This is a genomic window from Saccharothrix hoggarensis (assembly GCF_042678885.1).
GTDB classification, from domain to species: Bacteria; Actinomycetota; Actinomycetes; order Mycobacteriales; family Pseudonocardiaceae; genus Actinosynnema; species Actinosynnema hoggarensis.
Genome location: NZ_JBHTLK010000152.1, coordinates 1 through 17,136, shown reverse-complemented (window position 1 = coordinate 17,136; position 17,136 = coordinate 1). Strand labels below are relative to the sequence as shown.

The following is a 17,136-nucleotide window of genomic DNA, read 5'->3' as shown; positions in this document are numbered from 1 at the left end:
CGCCGCGCGCATCGCGCCGCTCGCCGCCCTGCGGACGTCCGAAGGCCAGACGCCGGACCGGGCCGTGGTGCGCCGCCGCCGCGTGGTCGGCTTGGTGCTGGTGGGCGCCGCGGCCGTCATGGCGGTGCTGGGCGTGGTCGCGAGCGGTTCGCTGGCCGCGATCTTCCTGATCCTGTTCTCCGGCATCACCGCCGTGTTCGGCCTGTTCGGCGTCCTCGGACCGGTCGTCGTGCCCGCGCTGGGCCGGGTCTTCGGCTCGGTCGCGAGCCGGTTCGGCGGCGCGCAGTGGAAGCTCGCCGCGGCCGAGGTGCGCCGCGTGCCGCAGCGGTCGGCGTCCGTGGCCATGCCGCTGCTCCTGGCCGCCGCGATGGTCACGTTCTTCGCCGTCACGGTCGGCTCGGCGCAGCGCGTGGAGGACGAGTTCGGCAGCGAGCCGAGGGCCGACGCCGTGGTGGTGGACGCGGGCGGGCGCGCGCTCGACGGCGCGGTCGGCGCGGCGGCCAACCGGCCCGAGGCGGAGACCACCGTCGTGCTCCACGGCGTGGACGTGGACCAGCGTGACGCGGACGGCCACGCGTACCCGGTGCAGGTCGTCGGCGCGGACGCCGGGGCCGTGCGCGAGTGGCTGACCAGGCAGGGCACGGACGCCGCCGCCTTCCAGCCGGGCGCCGTCCTGCTCGGCGAGCGGCACGCGGAGCGGCTCGGCGCGAAGCTCGGCGAGGCGTTCACCGTCGAGGGCCTGCCCGGCGGCGCGCGCACGGCGACGTTCGTCGGCACGTTCACCCCCTCGGTGCTCGACCACGCCGACGTGGTGCTCGCCGACCCCGGCCTCGCGCCCGCGTCCAAGGTGCTGGTGGCGTTCCGGCCCGGCGCGGACCCGGCGGCCTACCAGGCGGCCGTGCGGGCGGACCTCGCCGCATCGCCCACCGTGCTGGTGCGGACGAACGCCGACGTGACCGCACAGAGTCAGCGCTACCTCGACCTGGGGATCATGGTGCTGATGGTGCTGCTGGGACTGTCCGTCGCGGTCGCCGTCACCGGCATCGGGACCGCGTTGACGATCTCCGTGCAGGAACGCCGCAAGGAACTCGCGCTGCGCCGCGCGCTCGGCGTGACCAAGGGCGGCCTGCAAGGCGGCGTGGTGGCCGAAGCGGTGCTGTTGGCGCTGGTCGGCGTGGTGGGCGGCGGAATCTTCGGCCTGGTGTACGCCGAGCTCACGCTGGTCGCCGTCGGGGTGTTCACGTGGCCGACCGCCGCAGTGGTCCCGTTGCTGGTCGGAGGCGCGGGAGTGGTCGTGCTGGCGGTGCTCGCGGCCTTCGGACCGGCCCGCGGCGCGTCCCGCATCCGGCCCGCCGCGGGACTCGCCGCCGGCTGAAACGTGATCCCGGCACCGGCGCGATGTCGGTGGTACGTCGTAGGCTGCGGGGTATGCGGCGGATCATGGGAACCGAAGTGGAGTACGGCATCTCGGTGCCGGGTGACGCGACGGCGAACCCGGTGCTGACCTCGACCCAGGTGGTGCTGGCCTACGCGGCCGCCGCCGACATACCGCGGGCGCGCCGGGCGCGCTGGGACTACGAGGTCGAATCGCCGCTGCGCGACGCGCGCGGCTTCGACCTCGGCGCGCCCGGCGGCCACTCCGGCGACAGCGACGTCGAGGACCTGGGCGCGGCCAACGTCATCCTCACCAACGGCGCGCGCCTCTACGTCGACCACGCGCACCCGGAGTACTCCGCCCCGGAGGTCACCAACGCGCGCGACGCGGTGATCTGGGACAAGGCGGGGGAGCGGGTGATGGAGGAGGCCGCGATGCGCGCGGCCACCGTCCCCGGCCAGCCCCGGCTCCAGCTGTACAAGAACAACGTCGACGGCAAGGGCGCCAGCTACGGCACCCACGAGAACTACCTGATGCAGCGCAGCACGCCGTTCACCGCCGTGATCGCCGGGCTCACGCCGTTCTTCGCCACCCGGCAGGTCGTCGTCGGCTCCGGCCGGGTCGGCATCGGCGCGGCGGGCGAGGAGGCGGGCTACCAGCTGTCCCAGCGCTCCGACTACATCGAGGTCGAGGTCGGGCTGGAGACCACGCTGAAGCGCGGCATCATCAACACCCGCGACGAGCCGCACGCCGACGCGGACAAGTACCGCAGGCTCCACGTCATCATCGGCGACGCGAACCTCGCCGAGTACTCGACGTACATCAAGTGCGGCTCCACGTCGCTGGTGCTCGACATGATCGAGGCCGGCCGCCGGTTCGACGACCTGCGGTTGCAGGAGCCGGTCCGCGCGGTGCACCAGATCAGCCACGACCCGACGCTGAAGGTGAAGGTCGACCTGGCCGACGGCCGCAAGTTCACCGGGCTCGACATGCAGTTCGCCTACTACGAGCGCGCGGTGAAGTTCGTCGAGCAGGAGGGCTACGGCGACCGGGACGTGCTGCGCGTGTGGGGCGAGGTGCTCGACGCGCTGGCCCGCGACCCGCAGGAGTGCGCCGACCGGCTCGACTGGGTGGCGAAGCTGCGGCTGCTGGAGGGCTACCGCGCGCGGGACGGCCTGGCCTGGGGTTCGCCCCGCCTGTCGCTGGTCGACCTCCAGTACTCGGACGTGCGGCTCGACAAGGGCCTGTACAACCGCCTGGTGGCCCGCGGCTCGATGAAGCGCCTGGTCAGCGAGGAGGAGGTGCGCGCGGCGATCCTGTCGCCGCCCGAGGACACCCGCGCCTACTTCCGCGGCCGCTGCCTGGAGCGCTACCCCACGTCCGTGGCCGCCGCGTCGTGGGATTCGGTGATCTTCGACCTCGGCCGTGAATCGCTGGTCCGAATCCCCACGCTGGAGCCGCTGCGGGGCACGAAAGCCCACGTCGGAGCCCTGTTGGAGGCCTCGGACACGGCCGAGCAACTGGTGGAGGCGCTCACCCGGGGCTGATCAACGGACCCGAGTGGCAGGCGCACAATGTCGGGCCCGGTGGGTAATGTTGAACCCGCAAGGGCCGAGACGGCGGGAGGTCGACATGTCCCAGGAACAGGTCCAGCGGCAAGGCGGCGGTGACGGCGACGGCGAGGGTGACGGCGCGGCCGGCGCCGGCCAGGAACGCCGCGAGAAGCTCGGCGAGGACGTCGACGCCATCCTCGACGAGATCGACGACGTCCTTGAGGAGAACGCCGAGGACTTCGTCCGCGCGTATGTCCAAAAGGGCGGCGAGTAGAGCCGCGAGCGGGACGGGAGAAGAACGCACACATGGACCACAGCTCGACCGGGCACTACCCGGCCGCGTCGTTGCCCCCTGCCTACCTCAGGCCGGGGTCGTCGTCGTTCACCGATTTCCTCCGCGCCCAGGCGCCCGAACTGCTGCCGTCGTCCCGGAAGCTGCCTGAGGGCAGCACGGTGCAGGCGCCGCACGGCACCACCATCGTCGCGCTGACCTTCGACGGCGGCGTGGTGATCGCGGGCGACCGGCGGGCCACGATGGGCAACGTGATCGCCCAGCGCGACATGAAGAAGGTGTTCATCACCGACGACTACTCGGCGGTGGGCATCGCGGGCACGGCGGGCATCGCGGTCGAGATCGTCCGGCTCTACGCGGTCGAGCTGAGGCACTACGAGAAGATCGAGGGTGTCTCGCTCTCTCTCGACGGCAAGGCCAACCGGCTCTCCTCGATGATCAAGGGCAACCTCGACGCGGCCATGGCGGGCCTCGCCGTGGTGCCGCTGTTCGTCGGCTTCGACACCGACGCCGCCGACGAGCGCCGCGCGGGCCGCATCGTGTCCTACGACGTGACCGGCGGGCGGTACGAGGACTCGCAGGGCTACCAGGCCGTGGGGTCCGGCTCGCTGTTCGCGAAGTCGGCGCTGAAGAAGCTGTACAACCCCGACGCGGACGCCGAGGCGGCCACCAGGGCGGCCATGGAGGCGTTGTACGACGCGGCGGACGACGACTCGGGCACCGGCGGCCCGGACGTGATCCGGCGCATCTACCCGGTGGTCGTGACGATCACCGCCGACGGCGCGGTGCAGCTGTCCGACGAGCAGACGGCCACGCTGGCCGAGTCGGTCGTCGAGGGCCGCCGGACCAACCCGGCGGGCTGATCGCCGTGCCGAACCCCATCCCCACCCGCATCCGCCGAGCCCGGGAGCCGCAGCAGTGACGATGCCGTTGTACGCCTCACCCGAGCAGATCCTCCGCGACCGCTCGGAGTACGCCCGCAAGGGCATCGCCCGCGGTCGGAGCGTCGTCGTGCTCCGGTACGCCGACGGGATCCTGTTCGTCGCGGAGAACCCGTCCGCGACGCTGCACAAGGTCTCCGAGATCTACGACCGCATCGCGTTCGCCGCGGTCGGCCGGTACAGCGAGTTCGAGAACCTGCGGCAGGCGGGCATCCGGTTCGCCGACATCCGCGGGTACCAGAACGACCCGCGCGACGTGACCGCGCGGTCGCTGGCGAACGTGTACGCCCAGACCCTCGGGTCCATCTTCACCGAGCAGATCAAGCCGCTGGAGGTCGAGATCTGCGTGGCCGAGGTCGGCACCAGGCCCGAGCAGGACACGCTCTACCGGCTGACCTACGACGGCTCGATCGTGGAGGAGCCGCAGTACGTCATCATGGGCGGCCAGGCCGAGGCCACCGGCACCGCGTTGAAGGACGCGTACGCCGAGGACCTGCCGCTGGCCGACGCCGTCCGGGTCGCCGTGAAGGCCCTCAGCTCGGGCAGCACGACCACCGGCAACGGCAAGCCGGACCTGCTGGACCGGGGCAAGCTGGAAGTGGCCGTCCTCGACCGCGACCGGCCGCGGCGCGCGTTCCGCCGCGTCACCGGTGCCGCCCTGGCGGCCCTGCTCCCCGGTGACGCACCGGCGCCCGCCGCCGAGCCGGAAGCCGCCGCCCCGCCCGCGAAGGGTGGCCGGAAGAAGCCCGAGACGGATGTGAACCTGCCGCCGAACGACGACAAGCCGTAGCCGAAGGACGAACGGTGAAGGCCCTCCGGCACGCTGCCGGGGGGCCTTCACCGCGTTCAGAGGAAGGTCTTGACCAGCTGGTCGCGCCCTTCCGGGTCGCGCAGCACCACGAGGTCGACCTTCTTGGACCCGGTCCGCTCCTGCAGCCTGCCCAACGCCTCGACCGCCTCGGCAGGGCTGACCCGTGCGAAGGGGGCGCTCGGACGATCGAGTGCCCCCTTCACACGAGTCGGGGGATCACGGCCGGCTCAGGTGCTGACGAGCGGTGAGCGCAGCTCGGTGTAGTCCTTGGTCCGGTCCAGCGTGGTGAGCGCGGCCAGCAGGTCGGCGGGCGGGGTGACGAGCCGGCGCGCCTCCCGGTCCAGCCACCCGGCGGTGGTCACGACCGTGGCGGCGGTGCGGCCGTCCGGCTTGACGATCCGGTTGTGCAGGCGGAAGCGGGCGCCGTCCGGCGAGAGGCCGTCCAGGCGCAGCTCCACCACGGCGGTGTCGAGGAGGCGGAGTTCGGCGCGGTACCGGATGTCGTCGCCGTGGGAGATCGGGCCGAGCCGGCGGGCGGCGAACTCCGTGTCCGGGAAGCCGACCGAGGCGAAGAACTGCATCCGGTTGTCCTCGGCCGCGTCCAGGTACGCGGTGGTGCGCATGTGGCCGTTCTGGTCCACGTCCGCCCAGCGCACGTGGGTGGTGCTGGTGAAGGGCATGCGTCGAGTATGCGGACCCCCGCCGGCACCACCTCCGGCCGGTTAGGCGATCGCCTTGGCCAGCAACCGGCTCGTGCGCTCACGCACCGACGGCGTGTCCAGCCCGCGCACCACCACGGTGGTCCGCCGCCGCAGCACGTCGTCCACCTCGGTCGCCCACTCGTACCGCTGCGCGTGCGCCACCTGCGCCCAGATGTCCGGGCCGTCGGGGTGCACGCGGTCGAGGAGGGCCGGGTCGTCCAGCGCCAGCGCCAGCACCTCGTGGCTGACGGTGCCGTAGTGCGTGGCCAGGTGGCGCACCACGTCGTCCGGCAGCGACGGCAGCTCACGGCCCAGCTGCGCGGTCACCCGCTCGGGCAGCGCGGCGCCGGGCAGGGCCGCCGGCACGCCGTCGAACGCGTGCGACAGGTCCCGTCCCAGCGACTCGCCGACGCGGGCCAGCACCGACGCCCCGATCCGGCGGAACGTGGTCCACTTGCCGCCCGCCACGCTGATCATCCCGCCGCGGCCGCTGGTGATCACCGTCTCCCGCTTGGCGTGGCTGGTGTCGCCGGACCCGCTGTCGCCCGGAGCCCGCGGCAGCACGCGCAGGCCCGCGAACGTGTACGCCAGCTTCGAGCGGTCGAGGGCTTCGGCGGTGATGCCGACCGACGCCTCGGCCAGGATCTGGTCGACGTCGGCGGGCGAGCACCGCACGTCGGCCGGGTCGCCCTCGTACGCCTCGTCGGTCGTGCCCAGCAGGAGCTGGCCCTCCCACGGGATGGCGAACGACACCCGCACGTCGTCCACCGGGATGGTCATCGCCGCACGCCACGGCGTGTCCGTCTTCAGCACCAGGTGGGCGCCCTTGGACAGCCGGATGCTCGGCGCGGCCGCCGCGTCCTCCATCCGCCGCAGCACGTCCAGCCACGGCCCGGTCGCGTTGACGACCACCGACGCGTCCACGCCGAACGTCCCGCCGTCCACGCGGTCGCGCAGCTCGACACCCGTCACCAGCGACCCGCGCTTGCGCAGCGCCACCACCTCGACGTGGTTGAGCAGCACCGCGCCCGCCTCGGCCGCCGCCCGCGCCGCCGTGATGGCCACGCGGGCGTCGTTCATCTGGTGGTCGTGGTAGAGCGCCGCCCCGCGCAGCCCCTCGGTGCGCAGGTGCGGCACGTGCTCGACGGCCCGCCGCGCGGACAGCACCTTGCCCACGCCGTCGCCGAACCCGGACAGCGCCGAGTACAGCACCACGCCGGCGCCCAGCACGGACCGCGAGTGCGGGCCGCCCCGGTACACGGGCACCAGGAACGGCAGCGGCCGGACCAGGTGCGGCGCGAGCCGGTCGCCCAGCGCACGCCGCTCGGCGTGGTTCTCCCGCACCATCGGCACCGCGCCCGGCCCCATCGCCAGGTAGCGCAGCCCGCCGTGCACCAGCTTCGACGACGCGCTGGACGTGGCGCCGGCGAAGTCGCCCGCCTCCACCAGCGCCACCCGCAGGCCCGACCGCGCCGCGGCCCACGTGGTGGCGATGCCCAGCGCGCCGCCGCCGATCACGACCAGGTCGAAGGTGCCGTGTCCCAGCGCTTCGCGCGCCCTGGCCCGTTGCTCACTCATCGTTGTCGTCCTCGTCGATCCACCCGACGGTCCGCTCGACCGCCTTCTTCCACTTCCGGTAGCCCTTGTCGCGGGTCTTCGCGTCCATCGTCGGCAGCCACTCGGCGGCCTTGTGCCAGTTCTCCCGCAACGACTCGGTGTCCGACCAGTAGCCGACCGCGAGGCCCGCCGCGTAGGCCGCGCCGAGGCACGTGGTCTCGGCGACGATCGGCCGCACCACCGGCACGTCGAGGACGTCCGACAGGAAGCCCATGAGCAGGTTGTTCGCCGTCATGCCGCCGTCGACCTTCAGCGCGACGAGTTCGACGCCCGAGTCGGCGTTCATCGCGTCCACGACCTCGCGGGTCTGCCACGCGGTCGCCTCCAGCACCGCGCGGGCGATGTGGCCCTTGTCGATGTAGCCGGTCAGGCCCGCGATGACGCCGCGCGCGTCGGACCGCCAGTGCGGTGCGAACAGGCCGGAGAACGCGGGCACGAAGTACGCGCCGCCGTTGTCCTCGACGGTGCGCGCCAACGTCTCGATCTCGGCGGCGCTGGAGATCAGCCCCATCTTGTCCCGGAACCACTGCACCAGCGCGCCGGTCACCGCGATCGCGCCTTCCAGCGCGTAGGACGCGGGCTGGTCGCCGATCTTGTAGCCGACCGTGGTGAGCAGGCCGTTCTCCGAGCGCACCGGCTTGTCACCGGTGTTGACCAGCAGGAAGCTGCCGGTGCCGTAGGTGCACTTGCCCTCGCCGGGGGAGTAGCAGGTCTGGCCGAACAGCGCCGCCTGCTGGTCGCCGAGCGCGGACGCCACCGGGACGCCCTCCAGCGTGCCGGTCGCGGTGCCGTACACCTCGGCGGACGACCGGATCTCCGGCAGCATCGCCCGGGGCACGCCGATCGCGTCGACCAGCTCGTCGTCCCAGTCGAGCGTCTCCAGGTTCATCAGCATGGTGCGGCTGGCGTTGGTGACGTCGGTGACGTGGCGGCCGGTGAGCTTCCAGATCAGCCAGGTGTCCATCGTGCCGAACAGCACCTCGCCCGCCTCGGCCCGCGCCCGCAGGCCGTCGACGTGGTCGAGCAGCCAGCGGACCTTCGGCCCGGAGAAGTACGTCGCCAGCGGCAGGCCGCACTTGTCGCGGAACCGGTTCTGGTCGCCCAGCTCCCGGACGAGCTGGTCCGTGCGCGTGTCCTGCCAGACGATCGCGTTGTGCACGGGCTTGCCGGTGGCCTTGTCCCACACCAGCGTCGTCTCGCGCTGGTTGGTGATGCCGACGGCGGCCAGGTCGTGCACCGACAGGGACGCCTTCTGCAGCGCGCCGTGCACGACGTCCAGCACGTTGGCCCAGATCTCCTCGGCGTCGTGCTCCACCCAGCCGGGGCGGGGGAAGATCTGCCGGTGCTCCTTCTGGGCGACGGACACGATCGCGCCGCCGTGGTCGAAGACGATGCAGCGCGAGGAGGTCGTGCCCTGGTCGATGGCGGCCACGAAGGATCGGGCTGAGTAGGTGGTCACGGTGGCGCTCCTCAGTAGACGGCGATGTCGACGAGCCCGGCCAATGCTCCGCCGATCAGGGGACCGACGACGGGGACCCAGGCGTATCCCCAGTCCGATCCACCCTTTCCGGGGATCGGCAGGACGGCGTGCGCGAGGCGGGGGCCGAGGTCGCGCGCGGGGTTGATGGCGTAGCCGGTGGGGCCGCCCAGCGACATGCCGATGCCGACGACCAGCAGGGCGACGATCAGCACGCCGGTGCCGGAGGTCTCCAGGCCCTTGGTCTGGCCGGTGGCGAGGATGACGAACACCAGCACGAACGTGGCGATGGCCTCGGTGGCGAGGTTCTGGAACCGGTGGCGGATCTCGGGGCCGGTGGCGAAGACGCCCAGCACGTCGCCGGTGTTGGCGCGGAACTGGCCGAGGTAGGCGAGGTAGCAGAGGACCGCGCCGGTGAACGCGCCGAGCAGCTGCGCGGCCACGTACAGCGGGACGGTGCTCCAGTCGCCGTTGTGGATGGCGAGGCCGACGGTGACGGCGGGGTTGAGGTGCGCGCCGGACAGCGGTGCGACGGCGTACGCGCCGGCGAGGACGGCGAAGCCCCAGCCGAACGTGATCACCGCCCAGCCCGCGCCGTTCGACTTCGACTTGGCCAACACCACGCCCGCCACGACGCCGTTGCCCAGCAGCAACAGCAGTGCGGTGCCCAGGAACTCCCCGATGAAGATCGACTGGTTCGTCATCCACGCGCCCTCTCTGGCCTGAATGCCGTTCGACATTGTCGTACGGTGCGCGTGAATCCTGTGCCGACGCTCACAAGATGTCAACCCTCCCGCCACGGCCCGGCAATCGGGCCGGGTTCACCAGGGAATGGCGCCCAGCTCGCGCGAGATGGACCGCGCGGCCTCGCGGACGTAGGACACGAGCTCGGTGCGCGGCTGCTTCCTCGCGTCGCACAGCCGCTCGACCGGCCCGGAGATCCCGACCGCGCCCACGGTCACCGCGCGGCGGTCCCGGATCGGCGCCGCCAGCGACACCTCGCCGTCGACCAGCTCCTCGACATCACTGGCCCAGCCACGCTGTCTGACCTGCTCCAACTCGTCGCCGAGCCGGTCGAGGCCGGTGATCGTGGCGGCCGTGTACGCCTTCAGCGGCTCGTCGTCGGCCAGGCCGAGGCCGACCGGGTCGTCGGCGAGCAGGACCTTGCCCAGCGCGCTGGCGTGCGCGGGCAGGAGGGCGCCCACTTCGAGGACCTGCCGGGAGTTGTCCGGGCGGAACACGTGGTGCACGACCAGGACCTGGTTCTCGTGCAGCGTGCCGATGCGGACGCTCTCCATGCTGCGCGAGGCCAGCGAGTCCGACCAGTTCAGCGCGCGGGTGCGCAGCTCGTTGCCGTCGAGGTAGCTGCTGCCGATGTGGAACAGCGCCGCGCCGAGCTGGTACTTGCCCGTGTCCGGCGACTGCTCGACGAAGCCGACCAGCTGGAGCGTGCGGAGGATGCCGTGCACGGTCGGTTTGGGCAGCTCAAGGGCACGGGCCAGCTCCGCGACCCCCATCCGCCGCGCGCCACTGGCCAGCAGCCGCAGGACCGCGGCTGCCCGTTCGATGGACTGGATCGGACCGGGCACGCGATCACCCTACCGCGAAACCGTTCGACCATGTCGAACCGCGCCGGTGGGCGCGGCGGTTCACCCGTGGCGGTCGCGGACGGCCCGCTCCCACTCGGCCCGCTGGGCCGCCCAGGCCGCGCGGGAGCCGAGCGCCACCAGCAGGACGAAGATCACGACCACGACGGCGAGCCGGTGCTGCCCGGCCCACGTGGCGACGTCCTGCCCCTTCCAGAACCCCAGCACCGCGCACGTCAGCCACCCGACGCCGGCCGGCCCGTACCCGAAGCCGATCTCGGCCAGCAGCAGCAGGCCCGCCGCGACGGCGATCAGCGACCCGTGGAGGCTTCCGGGGTGGTCCACCAGCAGGAAGAACGTGCCGCCCATGAGCACCAGCACTACGGCCAGGAGACCTTTCACCCCGTCCACCCCCCGTCGATCCGGCCCGTGGCCCGACTGTAGGAAGGCGAAGACGGCGGCGGTGGTGGCCTGGCCGGAACCTGTCAGAGGTCCAGCGACCAGGTCTGCGCCTCCAGGTCGCGGCCGTACAGGCGCGCCGGCTCGCTGTCGTCCAGGGTGAAGCCGGCCTTCTCGTAGATGTGCCGCGACGCCGCCAGCCCCGACACGGTCCACAGCACCATCCGCTTGTACCCGGCCCGGCGGGCGAAGCGCAGGCACTCCTCGACCAGGCGCTTGCCGATGCCGAGGCCCCGGGCGGCCGGCTCGACCAGGAGCAGGCGCAGCTGGGCGGTGCGGTCGTCCACCCGGACGCAGAAGACCGAGCCGACCGGCTCGCCGTCGACCTCGGCGATCCACGCCGCCTCGCGGTCGGGGCTGTGGTTCTCGACGTACTCGGCCGCCACGCGGGCCACCAGCGCCTCGAAGGTCTGGTCGAAGCCGTGCTCCTCCGCGTACCGGACGCCGTGCCGGTTGACGACCCAGCCCAGGTCGCCCGGCCGCAACGGCCGCAGCACGTACGACCGCGGCGTGCCGGTGAGCAGCCGTTCGATCCGGCGCATCGCCGCCACCAGCGCGACGCGGTCCGAGGGCGGCACGCCGTCCAGCAGCGCCCCGACCTCGGCGTCGGACCGGGCGTTCAGGTCGGCGAGCACGGACTCGCCCCGCGGGGTGAGGGTGACGACGTGGCGGCGGGAGTCGCGCTCGGACGGCGTGCGGGTGACCAGGCCGTCGCGCTCGAACGCGGTCAGGATGCGGCTGAGGTAGCCGGCGTCGAGGGACAGCGCGGCACGCAGGTCGGCTGCTTCGCGGTGGCCGGCCGCCAGCTCGAACAGCACCCGGACCTCGGTCACCGAGTACGGCGAGGCCAGGTAGCTCCGGTCGAGGACGCCGATCACGCCGGTGTAGAAGCGGTTGAACGCGCGGACGTCGGCGACCGTCATCGTTGACTCCCTCAACAGAACAGTTGACGTAGTCAACCCTAGCTCTCGGGTCGGTAGACGGCCAGGGCCGCCGGGCGGGACCGGAACTCGAACGTGGCGCCGGTCGGGCCGACCTCGCCGTCCGTCGCGATCGCCACCGCGCCGTCGAGCAGCTTCACGTCCAGCCAGCGGGTCTCCAGGTGCCGGTAGGTGCGGCTGCGGTGCAGCGAGCCCAGCAGGGCGCCGGCGAAGAACCGCGCCCGCGAGAACCGGGTGTCGGCGCGGATGTACCGGACGTCCATCAGGCCCGCGTCCAGCGCCGGGCGCATGGTCGGCGCGAAGCCCTTCGGCCGGTACGGGCCGTTGCCGACGAACAGCATCCACACCAGCTGCGGCTCGCCGTTCAGCTCCACCCGCATCGGCCGGGACGTGTGCAGCACGCTGGCCAGCGCGATCGCCGCCGCCGGCCACTTGCCCCACCGGTCCTGCAACTGCTCGCGCAGCCGCACCATGTCCGGGTACCCGCCGAGGCTCGCCGTGTTGACGAACCAGCGGGGGCCGTCGCCGTCCACGGACACGGCGGCCAGGTCCACCAGCACGCCGTCACCCGCCGCGACCGCCCGCGCGCTGTCGTCCAGCCCGGTCACGCCGACGTCGCGGGCGAAGTGGTTCAGCGTCCCGGCGGGCACCAGCACCAGCGGCAGCCGGTGGGCCGCCGCCAGCGCCGCGACCGCCGCCACCGAGCCGTCCCCGCCGGCCACACCCAGTGCCTTCGGAGCGTGATCGGCGATCACCGTGTCGAGATCCTCGATTCCCACGATCGTGGCTTTCGGCCACTCGCGGGCCACGGCCTCGGTCGGGTCCTCGGCGCCCAGGCTGGTCGCGCCCAGCCCCGCGTGCGGGTTCACCACGACCACCAGGCCCTCGCCGTCGACCAGCGCGTCCAGCGCCCGGTGCTCGCGCGCCGACGCGGGCTCGGTCCGGCCCAGCGGCCACCAACGCCTGGTCAGCAGGCCCGCGCCGACCCCGATCGCGGCGCCGGCGGCCACGTCGGACGGCCAGTGCACGCCCGTGTGGACCCGCGAGTACGCCACCGCCGCCGCCACCGGCTCGGCCGCCGCCGCCAGCTTGGGCGACTCCATCGCCAACGCCGTGGTGAACGCCGCCGCCGACGCCGCGTGCCCGGACGGGAACGACGACGAGGTCGGCCTCTTGGTCAGCCGGCGCGGCACCGTGAGCAGGTCGGCGGCGGGCCTGCGGCGCGGGAACAGGCGCTTGGCCACGAAGCTCGACCCGAAGCTCGCGCCCGCGATCGCCGCCACCCCGCGGAACGCGGCACGCCTGGTCACGCCCCTGCGCGACGCCAGCACGGCGGCCACGGCCAACCACAGCACGCTGTGGTTCGCGGCCCGCGAGAGCCGCTTCAGCGCGTGGTCCACGGGCGACGCGCGCAGCGCCCCCGAGCGCCGCATCAGGGCAAGGTCCAGGCGGTTCACTCGTCGAAGCACAGGAGAACGTTATCCGCGAAAACGGCGCGACGCCCGATTGGATCACTGAGGAAATCCGGAAATGCGCCTACTGTTGAGGGATGCAGCGGCGGATCTTCGGCATTGAGACTGAGTTCGGGGTGACCTGCACCTTCCACGGGCAGCGCAGGCTGTCCCCGGATGAGGTCGCGCGTTATCTGTTCCGCCGGGTCGTCTCGTGGGGACGCTCGTCGAACGTCTTCCTGCGCAACGGCTCTCGGCTCTACCTGGACGTGGGGTCGCACCCCGAGTACGCCACGGCGGAATGCGACGACCTCGCCCAGCTCGTGACGCACGACAAGGCTGGTGAGCGCATCCTCGAGGACCTGCTCGTCGACGCCGAGCGCAGGCTCGCCGACGAGGGCATCGGGGGAGACATCTTCCTGTTCAAGAACAACACCGACTCCGCGGGCAACTCCTACGGTTGCCACGAGAACTACCTGGTCGCGCGGGCGGGGGAGTTCTCCCGCATCGCCGACGTCCTGCTGCCGTTCCTGGTGACCCGGCAGCTCATCTGCGGCGCGGGCAAGGTGCTCCAGACGCCGCGCGGAGCGGTCTACTGCCTGTCGCAGCGGGCCGAGCACATCTGGGAGGGCGTGTCGAGCGCCACCACCCGGTCGCGGCCCATCATCAACACCCGCGACGAGCCGCACGCCGACGCGGAGCGCTACCGCAGGCTGCACGTCATCGTGGGCGACTCGAACATGTCCGAGGTGACCACGCTGCTCAAGGTGGGCAGCGCGAACCTGGTGCTGGAGATGATCGAGCAGGGCGTCCAGTTCCGGGACTTCAGCCTCGACAACCCGATCCGCGCCATCCGCGAGATCAGCCACGACCTGACCGGCCGCCGCACCGTCCGCCTCGCCGGCGGCAAGGAGGCGTCGGCGCTGGACATCCAGCGCGAGTACTACGAGCGCGCGGTGGAGCACGTGGCCAAGCGGGCGCCGGACCCGATGGCCGAGCGGGTGCTGGAGCTGTGGGGCCGCACGCTGGACGCGGTCGAGGCCGAGGACCTGTCCAAGATCGACCGCGAGATCGACTGGGCCATCAAGTACCGGCTGATGGAGCGCTACCAGGCCAAGCACGACATGGACCTGTCCAACCCGCGCATCGCCCAGCTCGACCTCGCCTACCACGACATCCGGCGCGGCCGGGGCATCTTCGACCTGCTCCAGCGCAAGGACCAGGTGGAACGGGTCACCGACGACGGCGAGATCGAGGCCGCCAAGGACACCCCGCCGCAGACCACGCGGGCCAAGCTGCGCGGTGACTTCATCGCCGCCGCGCAGGCCGCGGGCCGCGACTTCACCGTCGACTGGGTGCACCTGAAGCTCAACGACCAGGCGCAGCGCACCGTGCTGTGCAAGGACCCGTTCCGCGCGGTGGACGAGCGCGTGGAACGGCTGATCTCCTCGCTGTAGCGCGAGCCGCGGAAGGCCCCGGGCCGCGGGTGGTCCGGGGCCTTCCGCCGCATCCGTCGAGGTGAGCGCGCTGGTGGCGGCTGTCGCGGGGCCCGTCGGCCGTGGTCCGGGCTGCACCGGCCTGCCCGTTGGCCCGCCCGACGCCGGTCTGCCGGGCTGCCTCCAGGACGGCCTTCCGGACGGTGGCCTCACCAGCGGCTGAGGCGGATCAGCTTCAGCTCGACGGCGGTCCGCACGGCGGCCGTGCGGGTGTCGACGCCGAGCTTGTCGAAGATCCGCACCAGGTGCGTCTTCACCGTCGCCTCGCTGATGAACAGCGCCTTCGCGATCTCCCGGTTCGACAGGCCGCGGGCGAGGTGGTCGAGGATCTGCACCTCCCGCCGGGTGATCGCGGGCGCGGGCGCCCGGTGCAGCAGGCGGTGGGCGATGTCGGGCGACAGCACGGTGCGGCCGGCGGCGGCCTGGCGGACCGCGGCGGCCAGCTCGTCCGGCGGGCAGTCCTTGAGCAGGTAGCCGGTCGCGCCCGCTTCGACCGCCCGGACCACGTCGGCGTCCGAGTCGTACGTGGTCAGCACGACGACCTGCGGCGGGTCGGGCAGGGCGCGGATGCGCCGGGTGGCCTCCACGCCGTCGATGCCGGCGCCGAGCCGCAGGTCCATCAGCACCACGTCCGGGTCCCGGGTCGCGGCGTGGCGGACCGCGTCCTCGCCGGTGGCGGCCTCGCCGACCACCTCGAAGTCCCGGGCCAGCAGGCCGGCCAGGCCGAACCGGACCACCGGGTGGTCGTCCACCACCAGCACCTTCAGCGGCCCGGAGCCGGTGGAGGGGTCTTCTGCCGGGCCGTTCGCGGGGCCGGCCGGGCCGTTCGGCGGGCCGGTCACGGCGTCGGCACGCTCACGGCCAGCGCCGTGCCCTCGCCCGGCGCGCTCTCCACCGTCATCGTGCCGCCCAGCTCGGCCACCCGGTCGCGGATCGCGTCGAGGCCGTACCCGCGGCCAGGCCCGGGGCGGGTCGTGGCCGGGTCGAAGCCGCGTCCGTCGTCCCGCACGTCCAGCGTCACCGCGTCACCCAGGTAGGTGAGCGTGATGACCGCCGTGGTGGCCTGGGCGTGCTCGCGGACGTTGGCCAGCGCGCCCTGCGCGACCCGCAGCAGCGCCACCTCCACCGGCACGGGCAGCGGGTACGGGTCGCCCTCCACCTCGACCCGGTCGCACAGCCCGCGCAGCGCGTCGGTCAACGTGCGGCCCTCCAGCGGCGACAGGTCGCGCACGAACCGGCGGGCCTCGGCCAGGTTCTCCTTGGCGACCTCGCGGGCCCGCGCGGTGTCGCCCAGCTCCAGCAGCAGGGTGATGCTGGACAGCCCCTGCGCCAGCGTGTCGTGGATCTCGCGCGCCAGGCGCTGCCGCTCCTCCAGCGCGCCCGCCTGGTGCAGCAGCCGGCGGCGGTCGAAGAACACCGCCGCGGTGATCACCGCGACCCCGACCGGGCCGAGCACCAGGCTCGGCTCGAACGCCTCGGCCAGCCGCACCTGGGTCAGCACCACGGCGGCGGTGAGCACGGCCGCCAGCGGCACCGCCACCCGCGGCCGCAGCTGCCGCAGGCATTGGAAGAACAGGGGGATCGCGCACCAGCCGAAGCTCGGCGCGAGCCACACCAGCACCAGCCACAGCCCGAGCACGGCGGGCAGGGCGTTGGTCCAGCGCACGCCCAGCGGGTACGCCGCGCCGAGCACGGCGGCCGTGACCAGCACGGCGGGCGCGACGCCGTGGTACGCGACGTACCGCGCCGCCGACGCCGTCAACAGCACGTAGAAGCCCGCGTGCATCGCCCGGTGCAGCCACACGGGGCCGACCCTAGGCCAGGTCACGGCGCTCCGGGTCAACCGATGGGTTGAACCGGGGTCAACCGGAACCACCAGGTCGGGACGCCCCGCCGGGACGAGTCTGGGTGCCACACGACGGGATGAGGAGAGTGCGATGCGCAAGACCACGATCGCGGTGCTGGTGGCGTTGTCCGTGGCGGGTGCGGGTGGCTACGCGGTGGCCGAGCAGGGCGCGGCCGACCGGCAGCACGGGCGCAGCGGGGTCGCCGTGCGGACCACGACGGCGATCACGGTGGACGCGGCGGTGCGGGCGGCCCAGGCGGCGCTCGACGCCGCCGAGAAGGAGGGCCAGCGGGTCACCGTCGCCGTGGTGGACCGGGGCGGCGACGTGGTCGTGCTGCTGCACGGCGACGGCGCGGGCCCGCAGACCGAGGAGTCGGCGCGGCGGAAGGCGTTCACGTCGGTGTCGTTCAACGCGCCGACGTCCGAGCTGGCCGGCCGGGTGACCGGCGCGGGCGCGACGCTGCGGGACATCCCCGGCACGTTGTTCCTGGCCGGCGGCGTGCCGGTGGTGGCGGACGGCGCGCCCGTCGCGGGCATCGGGGTCGGCGGCGCGCCGAGCGGCGACCTGGACGAGCGCTTCGCGCGGGCCG

Annotated in this window: 18 protein-coding genes; 7 read left to right on the top strand and 11 right to left on the bottom strand. The window is 73.0% G+C overall.

Going from position 1 to position 17,136, the window contains the following annotated elements; all coding sequences use genetic code 11:
• The 5 genes from ACFQ3T_RS24590 to prcA all read left to right on the top strand — a co-directional run.
• On the top strand, positions 1-1,375 hold a 1,375-nt coding region (locus ACFQ3T_RS24590; RefSeq protein WP_380726309.1), incomplete at its 5' end, for an ABC transporter permease.
• Positions 1,376-1,428: 53 nt separating this feature from the next.
• Entirely contained in the window at positions 1,429-2,922 is a 1,494-nt protein-coding gene (gene dop, locus ACFQ3T_RS24585) for a depupylase/deamidase Dop (RefSeq protein WP_380726307.1), read from the top strand.
• A gap of 85 nt (positions 2,923-3,007) precedes the next feature.
• Positions 3,008-3,202 (top strand): ubiquitin-like protein Pup, encoded by a 195-nt coding sequence (locus tag ACFQ3T_RS24580; RefSeq protein ID WP_380726305.1) that lies wholly within the window; start codon positions 3,008-3,010, stop codon positions 3,200-3,202.
• 32 nt (positions 3,203-3,234) lie between these two features.
• Positions 3,235-4,083 (top strand): proteasome subunit beta, encoded by an 849-nt coding sequence (prcB, locus tag ACFQ3T_RS24575; RefSeq protein ID WP_380726303.1) that lies wholly within the window; start codon positions 3,235-3,237, stop codon positions 4,081-4,083.
• Between the two features lie 55 nt (positions 4,084-4,138).
• Positions 4,139-4,951: a proteasome subunit alpha gene (gene prcA / locus ACFQ3T_RS24570; RefSeq protein ID WP_380726301.1), complete on the top strand. Its 813-nt coding sequence runs from the start codon at positions 4,139-4,141 to the stop codon at positions 4,949-4,951.
• Between the two features lie 56 nt (positions 4,952-5,007).
• On the opposite strand, the gene ACFQ3T_RS24565 is transcribed toward prcA, so the two are convergent.
• From ACFQ3T_RS24565 to ACFQ3T_RS24525, 9 genes are all read right to left on the bottom strand, one after another.
• The gene (locus ACFQ3T_RS24565; RefSeq protein ID WP_380726299.1) at positions 5,008-5,175 is read right to left on the bottom strand and encodes a hypothetical protein; all 168 of its coding nucleotides are present in this window, start codon (positions 5,173-5,175) and stop codon (positions 5,008-5,010) included.
• A 24-nt stretch (positions 5,176-5,199) separates the two neighbouring features.
• The gene (locus ACFQ3T_RS24560; RefSeq protein ID WP_380726297.1) at positions 5,200-5,652 is read right to left on the bottom strand and encodes an acyl-CoA thioesterase; all 453 of its coding nucleotides are present in this window, start codon (positions 5,650-5,652) and stop codon (positions 5,200-5,202) included.
• 42 nt (positions 5,653-5,694) lie between these two features.
• Complete coding sequence (locus ACFQ3T_RS24555; protein WP_380726295.1) at positions 5,695-7,251, bottom strand: glycerol-3-phosphate dehydrogenase/oxidase; 1,557 nt, start codon at positions 7,249-7,251, stop codon at positions 5,695-5,697.
• On the bottom strand, positions 7,244-8,749 hold the full coding sequence (gene glpK, locus ACFQ3T_RS24550) for a glycerol kinase GlpK (protein ID WP_380726293.1): 1,506 nt from the start codon (positions 8,747-8,749) through the stop codon (positions 7,244-7,246). The genes ACFQ3T_RS24555 and glpK overlap by 8 nt, the downstream gene beginning before the upstream one ends.
• A gap of 11 nt (positions 8,750-8,760) precedes the next feature.
• Positions 8,761-9,507 carry an MIP/aquaporin family protein gene (locus ACFQ3T_RS24545; RefSeq protein ID WP_380726291.1) on the bottom strand — a complete coding sequence of 249 codons (747 nt, stop codon included), beginning with the start codon at positions 9,505-9,507 and terminating at the stop codon, positions 8,761-8,763.
• Positions 9,508-9,588: 81 nt separating this feature from the next.
• The gene (locus ACFQ3T_RS24540; RefSeq protein WP_380726289.1) at positions 9,589-10,356 is read right to left on the bottom strand and encodes an IclR family transcriptional regulator; all 768 of its coding nucleotides are present in this window, start codon (positions 10,354-10,356) and stop codon (positions 9,589-9,591) included.
• A gap of 60 nt (positions 10,357-10,416) precedes the next feature.
• The gene (locus ACFQ3T_RS24535) at positions 10,417-10,755 is read right to left on the bottom strand and encodes a hypothetical protein (protein WP_380726287.1); all 339 of its coding nucleotides are present in this window, start codon (positions 10,753-10,755) and stop codon (positions 10,417-10,419) included.
• Between the two features lie 83 nt (positions 10,756-10,838).
• Entirely contained in the window at positions 10,839-11,735 is an 897-nt protein-coding gene (locus ACFQ3T_RS24530; RefSeq protein ID WP_380726286.1) for a bifunctional helix-turn-helix transcriptional regulator/GNAT family N-acetyltransferase, read from the bottom strand.
• A 38-nt stretch (positions 11,736-11,773) separates the two neighbouring features.
• The gene (locus tag ACFQ3T_RS24525) at positions 11,774-13,186 is read right to left on the bottom strand and encodes a bifunctional phosphatase PAP2/diacylglycerol kinase family protein (protein ID WP_380726284.1); all 1,413 of its coding nucleotides are present in this window, start codon (positions 13,184-13,186) and stop codon (positions 11,774-11,776) included.
• 116 nt (positions 13,187-13,302) lie between these two features.
• Between ACFQ3T_RS24525 and pafA the strand changes: the two genes are divergently transcribed.
• Positions 13,303-14,661 (top strand): Pup--protein ligase, encoded by a 1,359-nt coding sequence (gene pafA / locus ACFQ3T_RS24520; RefSeq protein WP_077009127.1) that lies wholly within the window; start codon positions 13,303-13,305, stop codon positions 14,659-14,661.
• Positions 14,662-14,849: 188 nt separating this feature from the next.
• Here the strand turns inward: pafA and ACFQ3T_RS24515 are convergent, their stop codons facing one another.
• Positions 14,850-15,467 carry a response regulator gene (locus ACFQ3T_RS24515; protein WP_380726311.1) on the bottom strand — a complete coding sequence of 206 codons (618 nt, stop codon included), beginning with the start codon at positions 15,465-15,467 and terminating at the stop codon, positions 14,850-14,852.
• Positions 15,468-15,538: 71 nt separating this feature from the next.
• Complete coding sequence (locus ACFQ3T_RS24510; RefSeq protein WP_380726282.1) at positions 15,539-16,504, bottom strand: sensor histidine kinase; 966 nt, start codon at positions 16,502-16,504, stop codon at positions 15,539-15,541.
• 133 nt (positions 16,505-16,637) lie between these two features.
• On the opposite strand from ACFQ3T_RS24510, the gene ACFQ3T_RS24505 reads away from it, so the two are divergent.
• The coding region (locus ACFQ3T_RS24505; protein ID WP_380726280.1) for a GlcG/HbpS family heme-binding protein at positions 16,638-17,136 on the top strand (499 nt) is incomplete at its 3' end.

Coding starts and splice junctions, on each gene's coding strand:
- ACFQ3T_RS24530 (WP_380726286.1), bottom strand. CDS start 11,735: ATGACGGTCGCCGACGTCCGCGCGTTCAACCGCTTCTACACCGGCGTG.
- ACFQ3T_RS24525 (WP_380726284.1), bottom strand. CDS start 13,186: ATGCGGCGCTCGGGGGCGCTGCGCGCGTCGCCCGTGGACCACGCGCTG.
- pafA (WP_077009127.1), top strand. CDS start 13,303: ATGCAGCGGCGGATCTTCGGCATTGAGACTGAGTTCGGGGTGACCTGC.
- ACFQ3T_RS24580 (WP_380726305.1), top strand. CDS start 3,008: ATGTCCCAGGAACAGGTCCAGCGGCAAGGCGGCGGTGACGGCGACGGC.
- ACFQ3T_RS24560 (WP_380726297.1), bottom strand. CDS start 5,652: ATGCCCTTCACCAGCACCACCCACGTGCGCTGGGCGGACGTGGACCAG.
- ACFQ3T_RS24545 (WP_380726291.1), bottom strand. CDS start 9,507: ATGTCGAACGGCATTCAGGCCAGAGAGGGCGCGTGGATGACGAACCAG.
- ACFQ3T_RS24555 (WP_380726295.1), bottom strand. CDS start 7,251: ATGAGTGAGCAACGGGCCAGGGCGCGCGAAGCGCTGGGACACGGCACC.
- prcB (WP_380726303.1), top strand. CDS start 3,235: ATGGACCACAGCTCGACCGGGCACTACCCGGCCGCGTCGTTGCCCCCT.
- dop (WP_380726307.1), top strand. CDS start 1,429: ATGCGGCGGATCATGGGAACCGAAGTGGAGTACGGCATCTCGGTGCCG.